The 23272-nt window shown below is 39.7% G+C and carries 24 protein-coding genes; 2 read left to right on the top strand and 22 right to left on the bottom strand.

Annotated features, from left to right (window positions below):
• Positions 1–7: 7 nt before the first annotated feature.
• The 10 genes from ABXG98_RS09825 to pyrG form a co-directional block, all read right to left on the bottom strand.
• Positions 8–586, bottom strand: coding sequence for a YqaA family protein (locus ABXG98_RS09825; RefSeq protein ID WP_353538496.1), 579 nt, complete (start codon positions 584–586; stop codon positions 8–10).
• Positions 586–1251, bottom strand: a complete 666-nt coding sequence (locus ABXG98_RS09820) for a protein-L-isoaspartate(D-aspartate) O-methyltransferase (protein ID WP_353538579.1) — start codon at positions 1249–1251, stop codon at positions 586–588. Before ABXG98_RS09820 ends, ABXG98_RS09825 begins: the two co-directional genes overlap by 1 nt.
• Positions 1251–2003 (bottom strand): 5'/3'-nucleotidase SurE, encoded by a 753-nt coding sequence (gene surE, locus ABXG98_RS09815; RefSeq protein WP_353538495.1) that lies wholly within the window; start codon positions 2001–2003, stop codon positions 1251–1253. Before surE ends, ABXG98_RS09820 begins: the two co-directional genes overlap by 1 nt.
• On the bottom strand, positions 2003–3094 hold the full coding sequence (truD, locus tag ABXG98_RS09810; protein ID WP_353538494.1) for a tRNA pseudouridine(13) synthase TruD: 1092 nt from the start codon (positions 3092–3094) through the stop codon (positions 2003–2005). Before truD ends, surE begins: the two co-directional genes overlap by 1 nt.
• A gap of 59 nt (positions 3095–3153) precedes the next feature.
• Complete coding sequence (gene ispF / locus ABXG98_RS09805) at positions 3154–3627, bottom strand: 2-C-methyl-D-erythritol 2,4-cyclodiphosphate synthase (protein ID WP_353538493.1); 474 nt, start codon at positions 3625–3627, stop codon at positions 3154–3156.
• Between the two features lie 3 nt (positions 3628–3630).
• On the bottom strand, positions 3631–4371 hold the full coding sequence (ispD, locus tag ABXG98_RS09800; protein ID WP_353538492.1) for a 2-C-methyl-D-erythritol 4-phosphate cytidylyltransferase: 741 nt from the start codon (positions 4369–4371) through the stop codon (positions 3631–3633).
• 2 nt (positions 4372–4373) lie between these two features.
• Positions 4374–4688, bottom strand: coding sequence for a cell division protein FtsB (gene ftsB, locus ABXG98_RS09795; protein WP_353538491.1), 315 nt, complete (start codon positions 4686–4688; stop codon positions 4374–4376).
• Positions 4689–4737: 49 nt separating this feature from the next.
• Positions 4738–5379 (bottom strand): hypothetical protein, encoded by a 642-nt coding sequence (locus tag ABXG98_RS09790; RefSeq protein ID WP_353538490.1) that lies wholly within the window; start codon positions 5377–5379, stop codon positions 4738–4740.
• 173 nt (positions 5380–5552) lie between these two features.
• Complete coding sequence (gene eno, locus ABXG98_RS09785; RefSeq protein ID WP_353538489.1) at positions 5553–6851, bottom strand: phosphopyruvate hydratase; 1299 nt, start codon at positions 6849–6851, stop codon at positions 5553–5555.
• A gap of 157 nt (positions 6852–7008) precedes the next feature.
• Entirely contained in the window at positions 7009–8646 is a 1638-nt protein-coding gene (pyrG, locus tag ABXG98_RS09780; RefSeq protein WP_353538488.1) for a CTP synthase, read from the bottom strand.
• A 264-nt stretch (positions 8647–8910) separates the two neighbouring features.
• Here pyrG and ABXG98_RS09775 point away from each other — a divergent pair, with 264 nt between their 5' ends.
• Positions 8911–9504: a DUF4202 domain-containing protein gene (locus tag ABXG98_RS09775; RefSeq protein ID WP_353538487.1), complete on the top strand. Its 594-nt coding sequence runs from the start codon at positions 8911–8913 to the stop codon at positions 9502–9504.
• Positions 9505–9518: 14 nt separating this feature from the next.
• Here ABXG98_RS09775 and ABXG98_RS09770 read toward each other — a convergent pair whose 3' ends face one another.
• From ABXG98_RS09770 to rlmD, 5 genes are read right to left on the bottom strand one after another with little or no spacing between them, the layout of a single operon-like run.
• Positions 9519–9998 carry a YbaN family protein gene (locus ABXG98_RS09770; RefSeq protein ID WP_353538486.1) on the bottom strand — a complete coding sequence of 160 codons (480 nt, stop codon included), beginning with the start codon at positions 9996–9998 and terminating at the stop codon, positions 9519–9521.
• 16 nt (positions 9999–10014) lie between these two features.
• Entirely contained in the window at positions 10015–10605 is a 591-nt protein-coding gene (locus ABXG98_RS09765; protein ID WP_353538485.1) for an RNA methyltransferase, read from the bottom strand.
• 9 nt (positions 10606–10614) lie between these two features.
• On the bottom strand, positions 10615–11445 hold the full coding sequence (gene mazG / locus ABXG98_RS09760; protein WP_353538484.1) for a nucleoside triphosphate pyrophosphohydrolase: 831 nt from the start codon (positions 11443–11445) through the stop codon (positions 10615–10617).
• A 6-nt stretch (positions 11446–11451) separates the two neighbouring features.
• On the bottom strand, positions 11452–13641 hold the full coding sequence (relA, locus tag ABXG98_RS09755) for a GTP diphosphokinase (protein WP_353538483.1): 2190 nt from the start codon (positions 13639–13641) through the stop codon (positions 11452–11454).
• Positions 13642–13699: 58 nt separating this feature from the next.
• Entirely contained in the window at positions 13700–15124 is a 1425-nt protein-coding gene (gene rlmD, locus ABXG98_RS09750) for a 23S rRNA (uracil(1939)-C(5))-methyltransferase RlmD (protein ID WP_353538482.1), read from the bottom strand.
• Between the two features lie 150 nt (positions 15125–15274).
• Between rlmD and barA the strand changes: the two genes are divergently transcribed.
• The gene (gene barA / locus ABXG98_RS09745; RefSeq protein WP_353538481.1) at positions 15275–18055 is read left to right on the top strand and encodes a two-component sensor histidine kinase BarA; all 2781 of its coding nucleotides are present in this window, start codon (positions 15275–15277) and stop codon (positions 18053–18055) included.
• Between the two features lie 126 nt (positions 18056–18181).
• Here barA and ABXG98_RS09740 read toward each other — a convergent pair whose 3' ends face one another.
• The 7 genes from ABXG98_RS09740 to lepB all read right to left on the bottom strand — a co-directional run bounded on the left by ABXG98_RS09740 (position 18182) and on the right by lepB (position 23265).
• Positions 18182–18430: a hypothetical protein gene (locus tag ABXG98_RS09740; RefSeq protein ID WP_353538480.1), complete on the bottom strand. Its 249-nt coding sequence runs from the start codon at positions 18428–18430 to the stop codon at positions 18182–18184.
• 152 nt (positions 18431–18582) lie between these two features.
• On the bottom strand, positions 18583–18975 hold the full coding sequence (gene acpS, locus ABXG98_RS09735) for a holo-ACP synthase (RefSeq protein ID WP_353538479.1): 393 nt from the start codon (positions 18973–18975) through the stop codon (positions 18583–18585).
• A gap of 56 nt (positions 18976–19031) precedes the next feature.
• Positions 19032–19763 (bottom strand): pyridoxine 5'-phosphate synthase, encoded by a 732-nt coding sequence (pdxJ, locus tag ABXG98_RS09730; protein WP_353538478.1) that lies wholly within the window; start codon positions 19761–19763, stop codon positions 19032–19034.
• A gap of 53 nt (positions 19764–19816) precedes the next feature.
• Positions 19817–20545, bottom strand: coding sequence for a DNA repair protein RecO (recO, locus tag ABXG98_RS09725; protein WP_353538477.1), 729 nt, complete (start codon positions 20543–20545; stop codon positions 19817–19819).
• Between the two features lie 63 nt (positions 20546–20608).
• Positions 20609–21520: a GTPase Era gene (gene era / locus ABXG98_RS09720; RefSeq protein ID WP_353538476.1), complete on the bottom strand. Its 912-nt coding sequence runs from the start codon at positions 21518–21520 to the stop codon at positions 20609–20611.
• 3 nt (positions 21521–21523) lie between these two features.
• Positions 21524–22333: a ribonuclease III gene (gene rnc / locus ABXG98_RS09715; RefSeq protein WP_353538475.1), complete on the bottom strand. Its 810-nt coding sequence runs from the start codon at positions 22331–22333 to the stop codon at positions 21524–21526.
• On the bottom strand, positions 22333–23265 hold the full coding sequence (lepB, locus tag ABXG98_RS09710) for a signal peptidase I (RefSeq protein WP_353538474.1): 933 nt from the start codon (positions 23263–23265) through the stop codon (positions 22333–22335). The genes rnc and lepB overlap by 1 nt, the downstream gene beginning before the upstream one ends.
• Positions 23266–23272: the final 7 nt, after the last annotated feature.

Below are 23272 nucleotides of genomic sequence, written 5' to 3'. Positions count from 1 at the left end.
TACTTTTTTAGCGAAAAATGAAATAAGCACAGAGGATCAAAATAACGAGCAACCAACCGAGCACGTCAACCCATTGTCGTAATTTTTGCTCCATCGCACTTCCACCCCATTGAATAATACCGGCTACCAGAAAAAAACGCAGCCCCCGACCAACAGTAGAAGCAATCAAAAAAGGTAAGAATGCCATCTGTAAAAAACCAGCGCTAACTGTGAACAATTTATAAGGTATAGGCGAAAAGCCAGCAATAAATACCACCCATACGCCCCACTTTCCAAACCAAACCATTGCGGTATCAAAACGGGCTTGGTAACCAAATTCAGTAATTAATGGTTGTATCCAAGGCTCAAACATCAGGTAGCCAAGCATGTAGCCAACACATCCTCCTAAAATCGACGCAATTGTGGTAAGACTTGCTAACCGCCATGCTTTCTGTGGCTTAGCTAGCACCATAGGGGCAAGAAGTACGTCGGGGGGAATAGGAAAAAAAACCGACTCAGCAAAGGTTAATAAAGCTAACATTGCTGGAGCAAATTTGTGCTCAGCCCATTTTAGTGTCCATTCATAAATAGCAGAAAACAATTTCATTACAATAGTGCTCCAGGCACTAAAGGCACAAAACGAACCGCTTCGACTTGTTGTTCATTATAACGCTCACCATCACGGGTGATAATTTTTAAAATTTGGGTTTGCTCACCAATTGGGATGACTAAACGACCGCCATCAACCAACTGCTCTAACAAGGCTTGAGGTACACTTGCTGCCGCCGCTGTCACAATAATGGCATCAAAAGGCGCTTTGCTTGGCCAACCTTGCCAACCATCACCATGTTTCATTGAGACATTATGTAAATCCATTGCTCTTAAACAGCGTTTTGCTTGAAATTGCAGTGATTTAATACGTTCCACCGAAAATACTTTATCGGTTAATTGCGCTAAAATAGACGTTTGATAACCAGAGCCCGTGCCAATCTCTAAAATGCTTTTGGGTTGCTGCTGGTTATCAAGCAATAACTCTGACATTTTTGCCACTATATAAGGTTGAGAGATGGTTTGCCCTTGACCAATAGGCAACGCAGTATTGTCATAGGCTTTATGAGCTAATATTTCTGGAATAAAGGTATGTCGAGGTGAGTTAGCAATGGCCTGTAATACTTGTTGGTTAGTAATCCCCTCAGCTTGAAGTTTTTGCGCGAGTATTTCACCACTGCGTTTTAACTTACGCCCTGTTTGGCCTTTTTTTGTATACGTCATCATAAGGTTACTTCACTTATCCATTCTCTGATGTTAGTTATGCTGTTATGTGCTGTCATATCTACAGTGAGGGGGGTCACTGAGACGTAATTATTTGCCACTGCATGAAAATCAGTTCCTTCACCACCATCAAGCTCTTGCCCCAAGCTCCCATACCAGTATATATCTCGCTGCCAAGGGTCTTGCATCTTTTTCATCATTTCAGCTTTGTGCCTGTGACCTAGACGGGTAACTTTAATCCCTCTTATGTCATGCATCGGCACATCAGGGACATTAATATTGAGTATCTGATCATGCCCTAGCGGATGTAATTGAATACGTTTGATAATTTTTGCAGTAATGGTCGCGGCCGTTTGATAATACTGTTCATGCTTGCCAAGTAATGACACAGCAATAGCCGGAATGCCCATATGCCGGCCTTCGGTTGCGGCAGCAACGGTTCCTGAATATAAGGTATCATCACCTAAGTTTGGGCCTTTATTAATACCTGCAACCACTAAATCTGGTGTTGATGCAACCAACTGACTAACGCCTAAATGGACAGAGTCGGTAGGCGTGCCATTAACCGAGTAAAAGCCATTGTCTAGTGCCTGTGCTCTTAGTGGGTTAAGCAAAGTTAGTGAGTTACTTGCACCGCTACAATTCCTGTCGGGTGCAACCACGGTTACCTCGAAATGTTTAATCAATTCTTGTTGTAATACTTTAATACCTAAGGCATGCACACCATCGTCATTACTTAATAAAATTTTCATTAGATATTCTGGTCCACCTTAACATTTTCATTAACAACGACTCGTTGAGTGCAATCTTGGTAGTCAAGTAACTCTCTTAAGACTGTGGTTGCATAAGAGCCTGCGGCTAAGGTAAAACTAAGGGTTACCGCCGGTAATACATTGTTTACTGGATCCTCGCTAGGTAAAACATCAATACTTGGGTCTTGAACAATAAGTCGAATTCGACGACGTTCTTGCTTTAAACCAAAGCGAGGTAAGCCTTGAGACAACACTGAGTGACGTTCAGCAACGCTTTGCTCTAAAGTTTGGGGGTCGGCACTAGTCATTAACTCTCCCGCGCCCCACATTGGTGCCGTTATATCGATATCTTTATCTGCCAAACGCTGTTTGATACTATTGTCTACCTCATCTAGGTGAAATACTGACTGAGTTCCCGCTAGCATAACAACATCACCTACCCTTGGTTTGGCAAATAGGTTGTGATTAATACGTTCATTAATCGTAGCGTTGAAAATCAAAGAACGGGCAGCCGATAAATACATACCTCGCTTTTTCTTATCTTTAACCTTAGTACCTGAAAATAATGCTGTAGCTTTATCAATATTACCACCATCAATACCAAAACGTTGTTCACCAAAATAATTGGGTACGCCTTGTTCAACAATCGTTTGCCAACGTTGTTGCAATGCTTTCAGTGCCGTTACATCACGTAAGATCAATTCAAAGCGGTTGCCGGTTAATGCGCCTGTACGCAACTTTTTGTTATGTCTGGCATAACTAATGACTTCAACCCCCTCAATAACAAGATCGCTTAAGTCATAGTTCTTTTTACCCGGAACATGAATACCAAACCACTGTTCAGTTACCGCAAATCGGTCTTTTAAGCCCGCATAAGACACTAGTTGTTCTTTTACCTGAAAGTATTTGGCTAGCTCTCTTGCTACAAAAACAGTATTCGCGCCTGTTTTTCTGATATAAATAAGTAAATGTTCACCTTCTCCGCAGGGCAAAAAAGGTAACTGTTCAATTACTTTAAAATCGCTTTGCTTAACTCTGAGTAACCCCTTAGATTGTGGTTTGCCGTGCAAATACGCAAGTTCTGGTAACATCTTATTCCTTATAAAAGTGTATATGAAACGCTTTGAAAAATATAAATAATGAATTATGGCTAGCTCGTTTGAAGCAGCACCACACAATGAACAGCAATGCCTTCTTTTCTTCCGGTATAACCTAGCTTTTCAGTGGTTGTTGCTTTCACATTGACTTGTTCAATATCACACTGTAAATCTTCGCTTAAACATTGGCGCATGGCTAATAGATGGGGGGCTATTTTCGGTGCTTGAGCAATAATGGTAATATCGGCATTACCTATTTGATAGGCTTTTTCCTTCATTAATGCTACTACATGGCGCAATAGAATTCGGCTACTAATATTTTCATATTGACCATCACTATCTGGAAAATGATTACCAATATCCCCCAAACATAGCGCACCAAGTATCGCATCACAAAGTGCATGAATAGCCACATCGCCGTCTGAGTGCGCCACAAATCCCTGCTCATAGGGAATTGCCACTCCTGCCAACATTAATGGTCCTTTGCCACCAAATTTATGTACATCAAAACCATGGCCTATACGCATGTTTTATCCTTTGCCTTTTGCTTGTTCATTTAAATAAAAACGCGCCAGTGCTAAATCTTCTGGTCGTGTTATTTTTATATTGTCTCGTCGCCCTAACACTAAGGCACTTGGTAAACCTGCACTTTCAATCGCCGAAGATTCATCAGTAATGAGCACCCCATTAGTTAATGCTTGCTCTATTGCTTGCTTTAATTCATTGGTTTTAAACATTTGTGGGGTAAATGCCTGCCATAAACAGCTGCGATCTATGGTGTTATGTACCCGCAAGCAGCCTGTTTCATTACTCTGTGGCTTAGCAGCAACTTTCATGGTATCAACAACTGGTGCAGCCAAAACTCCACCTTGGTTATTGACCAAGCAATGGTCAATTAGGTTATCTATATCTTGATGAGTAACACAGGGCCTAGCTGCATCATGGACGAGTACCCACTCCGCTTGTTGCATCACTTTTAAACTATTGAGTACTGAATCTACACGCTCTTTACCACCACAAACACAAATTACATCCGGGTTTTGAGCTAAACTAGTTGCCGCAAAATACTCATCAGTTTCACTGATGGCTACAATCACTTTGGCTATTCGTTGATGCGCCAGCAAACGATTGACTGTATGACTTAACACACTTTGATTATTAATCGTTAGGTATTGCTTAGGACATGATGCCTGCATGCGTTTTCCAACGCCAGCAGCAGGAACAACCACAACAAACTGTTGGTTTTCTGATAACAACAACGGATTACTCACAACTAAAGCAACTCCTGGGTTGTGCGGTTTTTGTTTAAATTTTCTTTATTGGGGATTAATCTAAAAAAGGTTTCATTTTCTTTGATCATACCAAGTTCATTTCTTGCACGCTCTTCTACTGCTTCAGTACCTAATTTAAGATCATCGGTGTCTGCATAAAGCAACTTATTACGTTGTTTAAGTTTTTCATTGGCTAACTGCTGGCGAATAACCTCATCTTGCAACGCTAGATAATCAGGCACACTGTTTTTACCGAACCACAGTCGGTATTGCAATAAGCTAAAAACTATCAATAACAGTGCTGTAAAAACGCGCATGATTACCTAAAAGAAATAAACTATGGTTAGTATTATATGGGCTTATTATTTATAAGGCTAATGGTTGTTTAAAGTCTTTCCAGTTAATCGCGCAAGAAACTAATAATTCTCGCAAGCTAAGCATGGCTGGCCTTAATTTCATAGTACTGTCGTGATGTTGCCAAGTATGTCCAGCACAAGCCGCAAGCATCACTTTTTTGTTGGGCTTTAATAACCTTGACGTTTTTTTACCGCCCTCATTACTTGGTGGCATAAGTGAAAACCAGCCTAACGTATTGGTGTGAATGCGACGGTTTTGATCATCAATCCTATCAATACAATCTAAACTGATGTGCTGACTATTAACAATTGGCACTACTAAACCTAGTACTAGCTTATCAGATAAATACCAGGAACAAACATCATCTGTTGATTGGTTATTGAGGGGCAATTTCGCCGCCTGTTTAGCTGACCAACTGGCATTTTGAATATCTAACGTTAACGGAGAGCCACCTTGCTGATGCACTTGCGTCATCAAATTAGCCGTGCGATTAATGTAATAAGATAAACTTTTGATACGTCCTTGAATTTTTTTCACGCTGTCAATATTTGCATTGGCAAGCAAACGCAATTCCCGCTCATAAAGCGCATTACAAATTTCTGCAAAATCATTATTTTGCTTTTGGCTTTGCCACAAGGAGTTTTGGGACATCAATTAATAAATCAATAAGTTATGTTTTAACCTTTAAGCATACTTGATAGATGATAAAAAATACAATGTCAGATAAAGAAAAACCGAGCCACTGCTGACTCGGTTTTATTTTTTTGACCCGCACTAATACGATTAATCTGATTACTTTAAGAAAAAAGTCATCAAGTTAATCGTTATTGGCCTTTAATTTCACTTAGGCCATTATAAACCGCTTTATCACCTAAAAATTCTTCAATACGTAATAACTGGTTATATTTAGATACACGATCTGAACGACATAAAGAGCCTGTTTTAATTTGACCCGCCGCAGTACCTACCGCTAAATCAGCAATGGTAGCATCTTCAGTTTCACCGCTGCGATGTGAGATTACTGCAGTATAACCAGCGTCTTTCGCCATTTTAATGGCAGCTAAGGTTTCGGTTAATGAACCAATTTGATTGAATTTAATCAAGATTGAGTTAGCAATATTCTTATCAATACCCTCTTGTAAAATCTTAGTGTTAGTAACGAACAAGTCATCACCAACAATTTGTACTTTATCGCCTAATAAGTCAGTTTGATATTTAAAGCCATCCCAATCCGACTCATCTAAGCCATCTTCAATGGACACAATAGGGTACTCTTTACAAAGCTCTCCTAAGAAATCAGAAAATTCATTTGAGGTAAATTGCTTACCTTCACCTTTAAGATCGTAAATACCTTTTTCAGAGTCAAAAAACTCTGAAGCAGCACAATCCATTGCTAAGGTTACGTCAGAGCCTAAGCTATATCCAGCAGCAGCAACCGCTTCTTTAATCACAGCGAGTGCGTCAGCATTTGACGCTAAATCAGGGGCAAAGCCACCTTCATCGCCTACAGCAGTATTTAAGCCTTTATTTGACAGCACTTTTTTCAAGGCGTGAAAGATTTCAGCGCCCATACGTAACGCTTCAGTAAAGTTTTTAGCGCCAACAGGTTGCACCATAAACTCTTGTATATCAACATTATTATCTGCATGCTCACCACCATTGATGATGTTCATCATAGGGACAGGTAGACTGTAAACACCCGGCGTGCCATTTAAATCTGCGATATGTTCAAATAGTTGTACCCCTTTATCGGCTGCAGCAGCTTTTGCTACCGCTAGTGATACCGCTAAAATAGCATTAGCACCAAATTTTTCTTTGTTATCTGTGCCATCCAATTCAATCATGATGTTATCGATATTGGTTTGTTCAAGGGCACTTTGTCCAACTAACGCTGGGGTAATGTCATTGTTAATGGCAGCTACCGCATTTAATACGCCTTTACCTAAATAACGTGACTTATCACCATCACGTAATTCTAGTGCTTCACGAGAGCCTGTTGAAGCGCCAGAAGGTGCAGCTGCACGCCCCCAAGCACCTGACTCTAGATACACATCGGCTTCAACTGTTGGGTTACCGCGAGAATCCATGATTTCACGTGCTAAAATTTTACTGATCTTTGACATTATCTTTCCTTTAAATTGAAAAAACTAAGGCACTGGTAAGAATTACAGCGCTCGCATAAAAGAGATCATTCTTTTAGCGGGTACTCATACTTACAGTTTGCGTATTTATAAAAACAAAAAGCCGCAACATAGATTACGGCTTATTATAGAATATTGATTAACTTGATTGCTGTTTTTGATGCTCAAACGCTGCAGCAACAAAGCCTTCAAATAATGGATGTCCATCTCGTGGAGTCGAATTAAACTCAGGATGGAACTGTCCGGCAATAAACCAAGGGTGATCGGCTATTTCAATCACCTCAACCAAACTTTTATCGGTTGATAAGCCCGAGAAGATCAAACCGGCTTGGCTTAATTGTTCTCGGTAGTTATTATTTACCTCATAACGATGGCGGTGTCTTTCATAAATTGTTTCACTGCCATATACGTCGCACACTTTGGTGTCTTTCACTAAGTGACACAATTGTGAACCTAGACGCATGGTACCACCTAGATCTGATGCCTCACTTCGGTATTCAACTTGACCTTCTTCATCCAACCATTCACTGATTAAACCAACCACTGGGTGTGGTGTTTCTTCATTGAATTCAGTGCTGTGGGCATCTGTTAAGCCAACCACATTGCGAGCATACTCAATTAAAGCGACTTGCATGCCTAAACAAATACCTAAATAAGGTACCTTGTTTTCACGGGCATATTGAGCCGTTAAAATTTTACCTTCAACGCCACGCTCACCAAAACCACCTGGAACTAAAATAGCATCTAAGTCTTTTAAAATGTCAACGCCTTTAACTTCAACATCTTGAGAATCAACATATTTAATATTAACGGTGACTTGGTTTTTTAATCCTGCGTGTTTTAACGCTTCATTTACCGATTTATAAGCATCTGGTAGTTCAATATATTTACCAACCATGCCGATAGTAATTTCACCTTTAGGGTTTGCTTCATGGTAGAGCACTTCTTCCCATTCAGTTAAATCAGCTTCAGGCAAGTCAAGGCCAAAGCGATTGGTTACTAACTCATCGGTTCCTTGCGCTTTTAATAAAGCTGGGATCTTATAAATACTGTCAACATCACGCATCGACACTACGGCTTTTTCTTCTACATTACAAAACAATGCTATTTTAGCGCGTTCTGAATTAGGTAAAGCGCGGTCTGAGCGACAAACTAAAATATCCGGAAAAATACCAATAGAGCGCAAGTCTTTAACCGAATGTTGAGTTGGCTTAGTTTTGATTTCGCCTGCTGCTGCAATATAAGGCACTAAAGTTAAGTGCATAAACATGGCACGTTCACGCCCCACTTCAGTAGCTAATTGACGGATAGCTTCTAAAAAGGGTTGCGATTCAATATCTCCAACCGTACCGCCGACTTCAACCATTGCTACATCGTAGCCTTCGGCTCCTTCAATTACCCGACGTTTAATGTCATTAGTAATATGAGGGATAACCTGTATGGTTGCGCCCAAAAACTCACCTTTACGTTCACGCGCTAAAATATCTTGGTAAATACGACCTGTGGTAAAGTTATTTAACTTAGTCATTTTGGTGCGAATAAAGCGCTCGTAATGACCTAAATCTAAATCTGTTTCTGCTCCGTCTTCGGTTACAAATACTTCTCCATGTTGAATTGGGCTCATAGTGCCGGGATCAACATTAATATAAGGGTCGAGTTTCAGCATAGTTACTTTTAAACCACGCGCTTCAAGGATTGCTGCCAATGAGGCTGCCGCAATACCTTTACCAAGAGACGAAACTACGCCGCCAGTAACAAATACATATCTAGTTGTCATGTCTACACCGATGTAAGGAAAACAGAAATTATGTGCTTTATATTTTATGGATTCTGCCAAGTAATACCGATAATGTTAGTCAACATCAGACTAAAAAACGAATATAAAACGAGGTAAATGCAAATAAAGCAGGACGGGAAAGTATTATACGTAAAAGCAAGGACAACAACAATAACAACCCGCTATTGAATAGTAAAAATAAGCATTTTTTTCTATCCAATTAATCGTTATGATATTGCTATTATTTTTTTATATGATGCCGCAATGACAAATCAATTAACTCGTGTTTTATCCGCTATTGACGAAATAAACCGTCAAGACACTAACTTAACAACCATCGACGGTGTAGCACACCCCAAAGAGTTACTTTATGGGCAACGAATGAGCGCTTGCCTAGCACAACATTGGCCGCAAGCAAGTGAGCTATTGCAAATAGCGGTTCGTGCTCAGCACATAAAACGCTGGCATTTAAAACGCACTGACTTTGCCACCGGCAAGGCAGGTTATTACCAATGGCGAATTGCTTTAGGAAAATTTCATGCTGAGCTCACGTCAACACTTATGCTAGAGCAAGGTTACAGCCAAGTACAAGCAACGCAAACAGCGGCGATTATTCGTAAAGAGCAATTAAAGACTAACCCTGATAGTCAGACTTTAGAAGATGTGGCTTGTTTAGTGTTTCTTAGTCATTATTTTGATGATTTTGCGCGTAAATATTTAGCACAAGACAATGAAGCTAAAGTTATTCGCATTGTACAGCTGACGTGGAAGAAAATGTCTGAAGAGGCGCATACTATTGCACTTAAACTGAGCTTACCTGAGCATTTAGCCACATTAGTAAGTAAAGCCTTAGCTTAGGGGCTTTAAAAGCGCTATTTACTCACAGGTAAACGCCACAAAAAAACAATGGGCCAAATAACCAGTAACACGACCAGCATTGTCAACATCAGATCTTGTAATAAATAGGCAGACCAAGCAACTGAAAGCACGATCATCAACAGTGCAATTCGTTTAGACTTTCTTGGAATACTGCGGTGTTGCTGCCATTCATTGATTAATGGTCCAAAGGTTTTATTGTTCAATAGTTTTCGTTGCATTCTGGGTGATGATTTAGCAAAACAAGCGGTAGCCATAATCAAAAAAACTGTAGTTGGCAAAATGGGCAGGATGGCACCTAGAATAGCGAGCCCAATACAAAAAACACCGGTTGCTTTCCACAATAACACCTTGATTTTACCCCGTGAAGAATGAGGTACAGGGCAGGCATCAAGGCTAAGTGTGGTGTCAGGCTTACTCTCTGTATTAGCATCAGCCTCACTGTTTTTTGCTAGCGATTCTTGGTTTAAATTCACAACTCGCCCCTTAGTACTAGCCATTGGTTAAATGATGAGAAGAGCACACTTTAACCTTGTTATTGGTATCTCTGCTTTTTCTTATCAAAACATTATCACTGTGCATTTGCTTGCTGTTAACTAATGATTTAGCTAAACGGTCATATAATAAAACATTAACTGAAGCAGCTAAGTTCATACAACCTAAAGTGGGCACATAAACCACTTCATCGGCACTATTGATCACACCTTGGCTAATGGTTCCGTCTTCGGGGCCAAAGATATAAAGTGCTTGCTCTGGGTGTTGAAAGTGCGGCAACGGCGTTGCGCCTTCAACTAAATCTACACAGATAATTTTAGTGCCTTCGGGTAAGTTTTGCACTTGTTTAGCGCTTTTAAAGTCATCAATGGCTAATAGCGGTATGATATCACGGGCATTTTTGGTATCGGTATTGAGCTTGTTTCCGCTAAATTTAGCCGCTTGTGCATAGCGATTACCCGTGTAGAGCACTTGATCAACGCCATAACAGCCTGCAGCACGCATCACTGCCCCAACATTACTAGGACTCTTAGGGTTAGTTAAGCCGACAGCCACGTGACTATCAGGTAAAGATGGTGTTTTGCTCATACAAGGCGTCTACTCTTTTGTTTTGCTTGCTAATAATTTTTCTTGGACTTTAACCTGTTGCCAATACTGCTCTAATTGCGCTAAATCATGCGCTAAAAAATCTTTACCTGACGCTTCTACTTGTGCCTCAACCCCATGAAATCGCTTGGTAAACTTCTTATTCGCTTGACGTAATAAGGTTTCAGGATCCTGTTTGACATGACGACATAGGTTAACCACTGCAAACATTAAGTCACCAAGCTCTTCGCCAAGTGCTACTGGGTTAACCTCTTTTGCTTCTAACTCAACTTTGACTTCAAGTACTTCTTCTTCAATTTTAGCAAATACATCCTTGGTATTATGCCAATCAAAACCAACATGCGAACAGCGTTTTTGAATTTTGGCTGCTTGCGATAGTGCCGGTAAGTGCTTTGGAATATCAGCCAAGACACTTATTGATTGTTGCTGGTTTTTTATTTGACGCTCTTTGGCTTTTTCATTTTCCCAATTAGCTTTTATTTGTGCGTCACTGGTGAGCGCTGCATTGGCAAACACATGGGGATGACGGCGAATAAGCTTCTCGCAAATAGATGCTACCACGGAATCAAAATCAAATAATTGCTGCTCTTGCCCCATTTGGCTATAAAAAATCACCTGAAATAGCAAATCCCCTAACTCTTTATTGAGTTCGGTAAAGTCCTGTTGCTCAATGGCATCAACAACCTCATAGGCCTCTTCAATGGTGTGGGCGGTAATTGAAGCAAAATTTTGTTTTATATCCCATGGACAACCTGTTTCAGGATCACGCAATTGTGACATTATCCAGCGAAGTTTTTCGATTGATGGTTTTTCTTTTAACATTTCACCTTATAACCTTTTAACGTCAATAATATCATCAAGTTGATGAAGCTTTTCTAATACTATCGTCAACAGCTCGCTGCTAGTAACTTCCATCGTTATCTTCATACTCATGGTTTGTTTGGCACTATCAGTGTTACTTTCAATACCGATAATACTAATTTTTTCATTAGCGATAATAGTTGAGATATCACGAAACAACCCTTGGCGATCACTCGCAATAATCAATGCACTTGCTTGGTAACTTTGTTTATCATCAAGCCCCCATTGCACTTCAACTAAACGCTCGGCATGTTGTTCAAGTAAATTAGCCAGTTGCTCACAGTCAGCACGATGCACCGAAATACCTCGACCTTGGGTTATAAAACCGTGTATTGCATCGCCAGGAACCGGCGAGCAGCACTTTGCCATATGCGTTAATAAATTCCCCACCCCTGAAACCGTTATACCATTATTATCTGTGCTAGGTTTTTTACCAACACTTGATTCTCTCACTAAGCTTTGCGGATCAAGCTCCGGCGCAGGCTTTAACTTTTCATCCAGTTGTTTAAAGTAATTTATTACTTGTTGCAATCGTGCATTTCCTGAACCAATTGCAGCATATAAATCATCAACACTTTTTACATTAAAGCGCTCGGCGGCGTCTTTAAGTTGACTAGAGGTTAGGGTTAAATTAAATTTTGCTATTTCAGCATCAAATAATTCTTTACCTTGTGCCAAGTGTTTGTCTCGGTCTTGCAACTTAAAAAAATGTTGCACCTTGGCACGTGCCCGGGACGAGTATATATAATTTAAACTAGGATTAAGCCAATCGCGGCTTGGGTTAGGCTGTTTGCTAGTTAACACTTCCACTTGATCGCCTGTTTTTAAGCGATAAGTAAATGGTACTATTTTATCGAATACTTTAGCACCAATACAACAATGTCCGACGTTAGAGTGAATATAGTAGGCAAAATCTAACGGTGTTGAGCCCATGGGTAAGTCAATAACATCTCCTGACGGAGTAAACACATAAATTCTATCTTCAAACACTTGGCTGCGCAGTTCATCAAGTAATTCACCACTTTCTGCCACGTCATCTTGCCATTGTAATATTTTCCGCAACCAGCCAATTTTATCATCAAAGCCGTTGCTTTTACCGCTTGCATTGCCTTCTTTATAACGCCAATGTGCAGCCACACCTAATTCAGCATCATCATGCATTTGCTGTGTTCTAATTTGCACTTCAACTGACTTCCCTTCAGGACCAACAACCACAGTGTGAATGGATTGATAGCCATTCGCTTTCGGAGTAGCAACGTAATCCGAAAACTCCTTAGCCAAATGACGCCATTGGGTATGTACTACTCCTAATGCAGAATAACAATCTTGCACTTTCTCAACCACAACTCGCACCGCACGAACATCAAACAGTTGTTCAAAATCTAACGATTTTTGCTGCATTTTTTTCCATATACTATAAATATGCTTAGGACGTCCATAAACCGTGCCGTTAATGTTTAAATCTTGCAATTGTTGATTTAAATTATTAACAAAGTCATTCATATATTGTTCGCGTTCAAGGCGTGTTTCATCAAGCAGCTTAGCAATTTTCTTATAAACTTGAGGATGAAGATAACGAAAAGAAATATCTTCTAGCTCCCATTTTAATTGTCCAATACCAAGACGGTTAGCAAGTGGCGCATAAATATTAGCACTTTCTTTTGCCGCTAATACTCGGGTTTCTTCATCGTTATTTTTTTGCTCACGAAGATCACATAAACGTTCGGCTAATTTGATAACGACCGCACGTACATCTTCTACCATCGCCAATAACATGCGGCGAATATTATCAACATTGCCCGCACTGCTTTTCTGATTCAGCCCCTTTATCGCGGCCATTTGCTCCACGCCTTGGCACAGTAGCTTAATATCCTTGCTACAGTTTTCTTGTACCCATTCTTGGTCAATTATATTGCTATCAAATAATGGCGTTAAAAACGCAGCGGTTAATGAATCAGCATCTAGATTAAGTTGAGAAAGGATCTCAACCATTTCCATTGACTTCAATAGGCTAACTTGTTGTTGCTGAAAAAACGGCGCAACTTTTTCCCATAGCTGCACTAACGCTGTTTCTTTTGCTGCGGTTAAAGATTGCTCTTGCAGCCAGTGATTAAAATCAACACTGACAACTTGGTGAGATTTACGCACCGAAACCATGACTATTCCTTGATTTTTGCTCGAATAAAGTGTCCTATGATATCAATCAAGCGACACGTTACTTTGATGAATGTAATCGTTTTAACAATACCATAGTCTCCACATGCTTTGTTTGAGAAAACATGTCAATTAAACCGATTTTTTCTATTTTATAGCCTTGAGATAGCAAAATCTGGCAGTCTCTGGCTAATGTGCTAGGTTCACAACTTACATAGAGCACCGTGGGTATTGCCATTTTGGCAATTTGCTCAACGGCTATTTCGGCGCCAGCTCTCGCTGGATCTAACAGTACTTTAGTAAAATGGTTGTTTACCCAAGGGTGTAAGCTTTCAGCCGCCAACCACTGGCTGTTTAAATCGGCTTGAAAAAAGCGGCAGTTATCCAATTTATTGTAAGCAGCATTCGCACTGGCTTTGTCTACCATCTGCTGTACACCTTCGACGCCAATAACTTTGCTTACCTTACTCGCTAGGGGCAAACTAAAATTTCCTAGGCCGCAAAATAAATCTAGTACATGATCATTGGCTTCTGGCATTAGCCAATTTAGCGCTTGCTCAACCATAGCGACATTGACCGCTTGGTTTATTTGCACAAAATCATCACTTGAAAAGCGAATGTTAATATTTTCAATTAACGGATAACTCAACTGGTTTTTTGTATTATAGCTTAGTGCAGTTTCCTCATTTTGGTCGGACTCTTGAAAACAAACCTGCCAGTGATGTTTGACCGCATATTCATGCCAAATTTGTCGATCATGATCATTAATCGCTCTGATCTGACGAACAAGCAAAACCAGTTTTTTTGCAGAGTTAGCTCCGCCTTGATTACCCAGCATGTACTCAGCATCATCTGCATATAACACTTCAATATGACCAATGGCTTTTTTTACCGTCAATCGGTCAATGAGCGTTGACAATAAGGGAAAAATATCTGCTGCTGCCTCAACCAATACCGGACATGATTTAACCGCAACAAGCTGGTTAGTGGCTTTTTGTCTAAAGCCAATAGTGGCTTTGGCTAGCTTATCAAATTGCACACCTATCCGCGCTTTTCTGCGATAATGCCATGGCGCACTCTTAATGGGAGCTTGCCAAGGTAGATGTTGGACAATCTTAGCGTCGATATCGCTACGTGAAAATAGCGAGCTTACTTTGCTATGTTTAAAATTCAGCTGCTCTGTGTACTCAAGGTGCTGTAAGTCACAACCACCACATACACTAAAGTGCTGACATTTGGCTTCTACTCTACTGGTGCTCGCTTTATTGACTGAAAGCAACTTGCCGCGCGCATATTTGTTTTTTTGTTCTACTAGTCTAATATCAACACTTTCATTAGGTAAACTGCCAGAAATAAATACCGGTTTTTTTCTATAATAAGCGACACCACAGCCATGGGAATCTAATTTATCTATATTGACGGTTAAAATATCTTTTACTTGGGGTGATGCTGGCTTGTTTGTCTTTGCTTTAAAAAAATTTGCCATGTTAGTTTGCCTAAGGTGTTTTCTTTATGCCTAACCTAAATAGCTAAAACTGAACTCAACTAAAAAGTGTAATTTATCTAAGCATATGACATTATACTGTTTATCAGGATGATCATTTTACACTAGTTATGATATGAAGTACGACTGAAAATGTATAAAATAAACCTCAAAGATTGGGTGATTTTGCTTACTATAATACCAACAGCCTTTATTGGCTTTGGTTTAGCTGGCTATTTTTCCTATATACGCAGTGTCGAGCTAGATCAATCTTTAAATTTAAGAGCGCAAAGCATTATTGAGCCTTTAGCAATCACGAGTAAAGGCGCGCTTGTTAGCAACAATCGAGCACAACTTAGAGCTATTATCAGTGAAGCCCATCGGAGCCAATCAAACTTAGTTAAAAGCATCACAGTGTTTTCTTTAGATAACCAAATGTTTGTTACCAGTGCATACAATGGCAGTAGCCATTTACTCAGATTAAAGCCAGGAGCGCAAATTCCTGCTTATACTCAAGGAGAACATGTTAACAACGCTATTATTTTCCGCACCCCAGTCATTGAAGAGAATATCGGCAATAAAGATGTTGCTACGCCTTTAGGTTATATTGCTGTTTACATTGATAAAAGTGCGATCAAATTAAAACAACAAAGTCAGTATATTATTGCCTTTTCCATCGCTATATTTTCTATTTTCCTCAGTAGCATTTTTGCACTCAAGTTAATGAAAAAAGTCACAAAACCTATCAACTCTATGGTGCATGCCATTGATCGAATTCGAGAAGGAAAACTTGAAAGTCGCGTTAGCGGACAATTGGTGAGTGAGTTAAATTTTTTAAAAAATGGTATTAATGCTATGGCACAGTCCTTAGGCAACCATCAAAATGAGATGCAAAGCAATATTGATCAAGCAACACTAGATTTGCGAGAAAGCCTAGAGCAATATGAAATACAGAACGTAGAATTGAGCATAGCGAAGAAAAAAGCACAAGAAACAAATAGAATAAAATCTGAATTTTTAGCGAATATGAGTCATGAATTACGAACACCATTAAACGGTGTTATCGGTTTTACCCGACAAGTATTAAAAACTCCCTTAAATGACTCTCAACGCGATTACTTGCAAACTATCGATCGTTCAGCACATAATTTACTCTCGATTATTAATGATATCCTCGATTTTTCAAAACTTGAAGCGGGGAAAATGGTCATTGAAAGTATTCCTTTTTCTCTCAGGGACTCACTGGAAGAAAATTTAACTTTACTAGCCCCAAGCGCCCACAAAAAAGACATTGAATTGTCTATAAACATTGACCATGCAATCCCTGATTCATTATTAGGTGATGCCATGCGCGTCAAACAAATCATGAATAATTTGGTCAGCAATGCCATTAAATTTACTGAATATGGCTCGGTAACTATTGATGTGACCTATAAAATTATTAATGCCAAACGTGCAGCGATAAAAATAACCGTTGCTGATACCGGTATCGGTATGGACAACGAGCAGCAGCAAACAATTTTCAAAGCCTTTGCACAAGCGGATCAAAGTATTACCCGACTATACGGCGGTACAGGTTTAGGTTTAGTTATTTCTCAAAGGTTAGCTTATGAAATGAAAGGCGACATTGGTTTTAGCTCTGTTGAAGGCCAAGGTTCAACTTTTTGGTTTGATTTTGAGTGTGGCTTCAACACCTTGGCGCTAGCTAGTGAGCATGAACATTCACGTTTAGCTAATAAGTCTATTTTATATTATGAGCCTCACTCTCATAGTAGAGCTGCCACAAACCAGACCTTACTTAATTGGCAAATGCAAGTCACCACAGTAGAAAGTATTGAGCTATTAAACCAATTATTGGATCAAGATAGCAGCGACCCTGTAAAATTTGACTTTGCCTTAATCGGTCATGACCATACATCCACCGCATTAAGTAGCTTAAAAAAACTCATCGTCCAGGTTAAAGCCAAAATACCTGAAGTACATATAGCGATTAACAGTAACTCACCTAGCCTGCATGATGCGCTCATTGCTAGTGGCGCACTCAGTTGTTTAAGTAAGCCGATAATAACCAAAGAACTTCATACTGTTTTACTCGCAGAGCCAGAAAGCTTATCTGCGCCAACGAAACAAATTTTACCAATAAAAGTATTAGCCGTGGATGATAATGAGGCTAACTTGAAATTGATCAATGCATTATTACTTGAACAAGTTACTGATGTTGTGCTTGCTGAAAACGGCATGAAGGCATTAACATTATGCCAGAGTGAAGTATTCTCCTTAATATTTATGGATATACAAATGCCGATTATGGACGGCATTACAACACTCAAAGCCATCAGAAATAATTCTTATAATGAACAAACGCCGATTATTGCTGTAACGGCTCATGCGTTAAGTGGTGAAAAAGAAAAAATGCAAGAGCAGGGCTTTAACGCTTACATGACCAAGCCTATTGATGAAACTATGCTCAGCCATATTATTTATGAGTATTGCGATGTTAGCTACTTTCTAAAAAGTAAACATTATGCCATACCTGAACCTGCTGCGAAAAAACTACCAGCAATTCCAGCCATTAGCTCTGATACCAGCGCCATTATTGACTGGTCCTTAGCACTAACAAGGGCCAACAATAATCAAGACCTTGCTAAAGAAATGTTAACTGGGCTTATTGCCGAGTTGCCTGCCAATCAAACAAATATTACCAGTGCGCTTGAAGCACAAGATAGCGTTGAATTGAAAAGACTCATCCACAAATTAAATGGGGCTTGTAGTTGTACAGGTGTGCCAGGATTAAGCGCAATTTGTCATGAACTAGAAACGCAATTGAAAAAAGAGGTTGAGGTCAGTGATTTAGAGCCTGAGTTTTTCGAAATTTTTGAGCAAATAGCATTAGTGTTAACGCAAGCACCTAAAATATTGTCACAGTTAACATAGAACACAATTCAATACTGATATTAGCGCTATTTGAGTAAAGCGCTCATTATGATAGCTATGCTCACATTGCTATTGTTTTTCTCGAGTTTCCCCCTTAATAATAGCGCCTGATACTAATCCCTAATATTAATCTCTAATATTAATATCAGGCGATGTATTTATATCACCATCTTCGGTAATTACTGCTACTCCTGAGCTACAGGTTAACACAGCAAGGCTGTGACCATTGTCATTGCGCACAAAAGATAATTCGTAACCAAATTTTCCAAGACTGCTAGCAGAAAATTTTTGAGCTAATGATAACTTGTTCCACCAAATAGATTGCTCAGGCGCACGTTGCCGCCTTTCGACCATGGGCTTTTCTTGTGCATGCATAACAATTCCTCATTTTCATAGCTTGGTCATATCAATCACTAAGATATGCACCTAGACTAAAGACCAGAATATTCATACTCCGATCAAAGTATAGTACATAAAACAAGCAAAAAGAAATTTAGCCTAAGTTTTTATTAATAACGGGTATAAGCCTATGAAAGTGTGACAAAAGCAGTGGCATAACGTTTTTCATCAGCAAGGGATATATGCCAAACATTTGCATTAAGTGCATGAGCCAGAGCTAAAGCTCGGCATGACAGCTCAAGAATAGGCTGTCCGCTAGCCAATGTTTTGATCTCGATATGTTGAAAGGAAACGCCATCAGCTATCCCTGTACCTAAGGCTTTTGCAGTTGCTTCTTTGCCAGCCCATCGCTTGGCAAGATAATGAGCTGCACTTATGATAGAAAGTGCATTCTTTTGACAAAAGTATTGATATTCATTAGGGGTAAGCACACGCTTAGCTAGGCGATCACGCGTCACCTCGCTCATTTCTGAAATACGGCTAATTTCTACAATGTCAGTGCCAATACCAACTATAGGCATTTTTATTCCTTAATAGCGTTAGGTGTTTACACAAAGTTGTGTGCTAAAGGGTACTTTTACATCCTAGCTTCAAGCATTAAAGACTTCATATCACGCACCGCTTTATCTAGCCCGTCAATTACCGCTCTGGCAATAATTGCGTGCCCTATATTCAATTCTATAATTTCTGAAATTGCGGCAATAGGTTTAACATTAAAGTAATTTAAGCCATGGCCAGCATTCACTTTTAAGCCAAGGCTATGCGCATATTTAATGCCTTTAATTAAACGCGCTAGTTCAGCTTGTTGCTCTGCTTCGGTTGGAGCATCAGCATATTGACCCGTATGGATCTCAATATATGGTGCACCGCTAGCTAACGCCGCATCTATTTGAACGGTATCAGCATCAATAAACAAGCTTACTTGTGTGCCAACTGCCGCTAATTTTTTAACTGCTGCTGTTACTTTATCTAGCTGACTGACTACATCTAATCCACCTTCGGTAGTAAGCTCTGCTCTTTTCTCAGGCACTAAACAGCAAAATGCCGGTTTAACATCACAGGCTATGGCAACCATTTCATCTGTAACCGCCATTTCAAAGTTCATTCGGGTATGCAGTGTTTGTTTGAGCACGTGAATATCGCGATCTTGAATATGGCGTCTATCTTCACGTAAATGAACCGTTATACCATCGGCACCAGCATGCTCAGCTACACTAGCAGCATAAACAGGGTCTGGATAATTTGTACCCCTAGCTTCACGTAATGTGGCGATATGGTCAACATTAACACCTAAAAGTAAGTCACTCATTTTATTCTCTCTATCTTGGGGTTATAGTTTGGTATGAAGTTACACAAGGCATATTATCTTTTTTCAAACAGTTTGCGACTGTTTAGTGGTTTACCATCAAGTAAATGATGAATAACATCACGCATTAACAACTTAAACGTTTGCTCTATTTCATTACTTTCTAGCACTTTACCATGATAAATATGTTCAGCAATACCCTGTAAGTGGTGGGTTTTAAACCAAGGTGTGGTAATCGTATTTATGGCATACTGATAAGCGGGTACAAAACCTTGCTCAGCAATAAAATAAAAACCCATCACCTGTTCACTGTATTTGTTAAACACCGGGCTAAAATCAAACGACAAGCCGAGTTCGGCTAACAAGCTTAATTCAAACTGCCTTAGCTGGGGCGCTATTGGCAAACCTTGAGCTAGCCCCTGCAATGTTAACTGATATTGTTGAAATAGCCCTTCACAAACAATATCATCATTTAGTAATCGTACGAGTAGTTCATTCAGATAAAAACCACTATAAAGGCTATTTTTACTTAAAGTAAAAGCATTTGCGATTGCATCAATTTGAGTTAGTCTTTTTAACGACGTGTTTTGGTTTTTGTAGCTAATTTTTAATGGTAAAAAAGGCTGTACCATACCTTTTTTAATTGAGCGTTTAGATTGCCCCACATACACAAGGCCAGATAGTTTCCCTTCATGTTCTGTCAACAATTCCAATAGTTGCTGATTTTCCTGAAACGGTCGAGAATGCAGAACAAAGGCATGTTGCTCTATTAATTGCTTAGACATAGCGTTGATGGAACATTATTTGTGACCCTATTAATCTAACGCAATAATTATAGCTTCTAACGATTAGCCGGAATAATCATCGCCATAACCTAAGCTCCTCAATGCCCGCTCATCATCAGCCCAACCAGACTTTACTTTAACCCAGGTTTCTAAAAACACTTTGCTGTCAAATAAGTTTTCCATATCTCGTCTGGCTTCTTGACCAATAGTTTTCATGCGTTCGCCTTTATTACCAATAACCATACGTTTTTGACTTTCACGCTCAACCAAAATCAAGGCATTAATATGGATGACTCCTTTGTCATCCATTTTAAATTGTTCGATTTCTACAGTAGTTGAATAAGGTAATTCTTCTCCTGTGAAACGGATCAATTTTTCACGAATAATTTCTGATGCCATAAAGCGACTTGATCTATCGGTTATGTGATCTTCTGGAAACCAAAAGACACTTTCAGGCAAACTCGCTAAACACAGTTTACTAATAGTATCCACACCATGGCCTTTACTAGCAGAAATAGGCACTATTTCACTAAAGTTATGCATGGCGCCAAGTTTTTGTAAATGAGGTAATAATTCATCTTTATCGGTAATATTATCGGTTTTGTTCACTACCAAAATACAGGGTGCGCCACTTTTTTTAATCTTATTCAGCACTAATTCGTCATCTTCTGTCCAATGCGTACCCTCAACCAAAAACACTACCAGTTCTACCTCAGCAATAGAGCTAGCGGCAGCACGGTTCATCAAACGGTTAATAGCGCGTTTTTCATCAGAATGTAAACCTGGGGTATCAACTAACACAGCCTGTCTATTTTTTTCGGTCAAAATACCTAAAATTCGATGACGGGTTGTTTGTGGCTTGCGAGATGTGATACTAATTTTTTGACCTAGTAAGGCATTAAGTAAGGTTGACTTACCTACGTTTGGGCGACCGACGATAGCGATTAACCCGGCGTGGGTGGTTTCATCATTCATTAACTATTTTACCTTAAGATTTAGCTTTTTATGTTTACTTTTGGTTGATTTTTTTTTCATTGTTTGACCAAGCTTAACAGCGTTTTTTTTAAGTTTAGTCTGCTTTTGTTGCTTAAGCACCTGCTCTAGCAATATTAACACTTGTTGAGCTGCAGCTTGCTCCGCTTTTCGTCTACTAGTTCCTTCGGCGATAACTTCATTGTCAATCACCTCAGTAGTACAACGCACAGTAAACTTTTGATTATGAGACTGTCCTTGGGTGTCGATCACATCATATTGCGGCAATGGAATTTTTCGCCCCTGAAGATATTCTTGTAAACGCGTTTTAGGGTCTTTTTGCTCGTTTCCCGGCTTAATTTCACTAAGGCGCTTATCGAACCAATTTAAAATTAGCTGCTTGCACTGTGTAATATTAGAGTCCAAATACACAGCACCTATAATGGCTTCAATGGCGTCTTCTAAAATTGACTCTCGTCTGTGACCACCACTTTTCAATTCACCCGGACCTAAAATTAGGTGTTCACCTAATTTAAAGTGCCTACCTATTTCTGCCAGTGTTACCCCTTTAACCAAGCTTGAACGCATACGTGTTAAGTCGCCTTCATCATGGTTGGGGAATTGCTCAAAAAGCGCTTCGGCTATGACAAAACCCAAGATAGAGTCACCTAAAAACTCTAATCTTTCATTATGTTGACCTTTTGCACTTCGGTGCGTTAATGCTTGTATCAGTAGCTCGGGCTCAGAGAAGTGATAACCAAGCCTTTTTGACAGTTGGCTTATCGCTAAAGCGTTTGCTTGGCTTTTATTGTTCATTAGTTAATTGCGCCAATACGGTGAAAGCGTACATTCGTTGGAACCCAACGAGGTAAAAAGCTATCCGCTGGACGCTCAAAATCAAAACTCATCCAAATAGCAACCGCTTCACCTACTAAGTTTTCTTCGGGCACAAAACCCCAAAAGCGCCCATCTAATGAATTATCACGGTTATCGCCCATAACAAAGTAATGACCTGCAGGCACCAAAAACTCATCGGCTGCGGTGCCAGCTTGCTTAAAATAATGCCCAGTTCGAGGCATAGTATATTGATCATTTAAAATGTTATGCGTTTTATTAAGCATTACTGCTTCAAATTGATTCATGCCATCTTCAGCATCAGGGCCTTGATATTTGTCGGTAAACGTATTGACAACTTGTTCAAATTCAGGACATTTGGCATCAGATGCTTGACAAGCAGCTTTGATATACAAAGATTTATTACGGTAAATAACACGATCGCCCGGCAAACCTATAACCCGCTTGATATAATCAATACGTGGGTCACGAGGGTACTTAAACACCACGACATCACCGCGCTCAGGCAAGCCAACCTCAAAAAACTTATTTCTAGCTACCGGATCTTTTAAGCCATAGTTAAATTTATTAACTAAAATAAAATCGCCATCAAGTAACGTTGGCATCATCGAGCCAGAAGGTATTTGAAAGGGTTCATAAATAAAAGAGCGTAATATCAAAACAAATGCGATAACAGGAAACACTTGCACTGAGGTATCAACTAAGGGAGATGGCTCCATCAGTGTTGCAATAGTATCAGCTGGCAAATCCGAAGCGCCTTGAGCTTTAGCTGCACTTTGAGCTTGTGCTACTTTTAATTTACGTTGCGATGCTAAATAAAATTTATCTGCACACCAAACTATGCCGGTAAGCACAGTAATTACCACTAAGATTATTGAAAAATAAACGGCCATATTGGTC

This window comes from Colwellia sp. KU-HH00111, from assembly GCF_040362745.1.
Lineage (GTDB): Bacteria > Pseudomonadota > Gammaproteobacteria > Enterobacterales > Alteromonadaceae > Colwellia.
The sequence above is the reverse complement of the archived record's forward strand: the minus strand, read 5'-3'. Positions and strand labels throughout refer to the sequence as shown.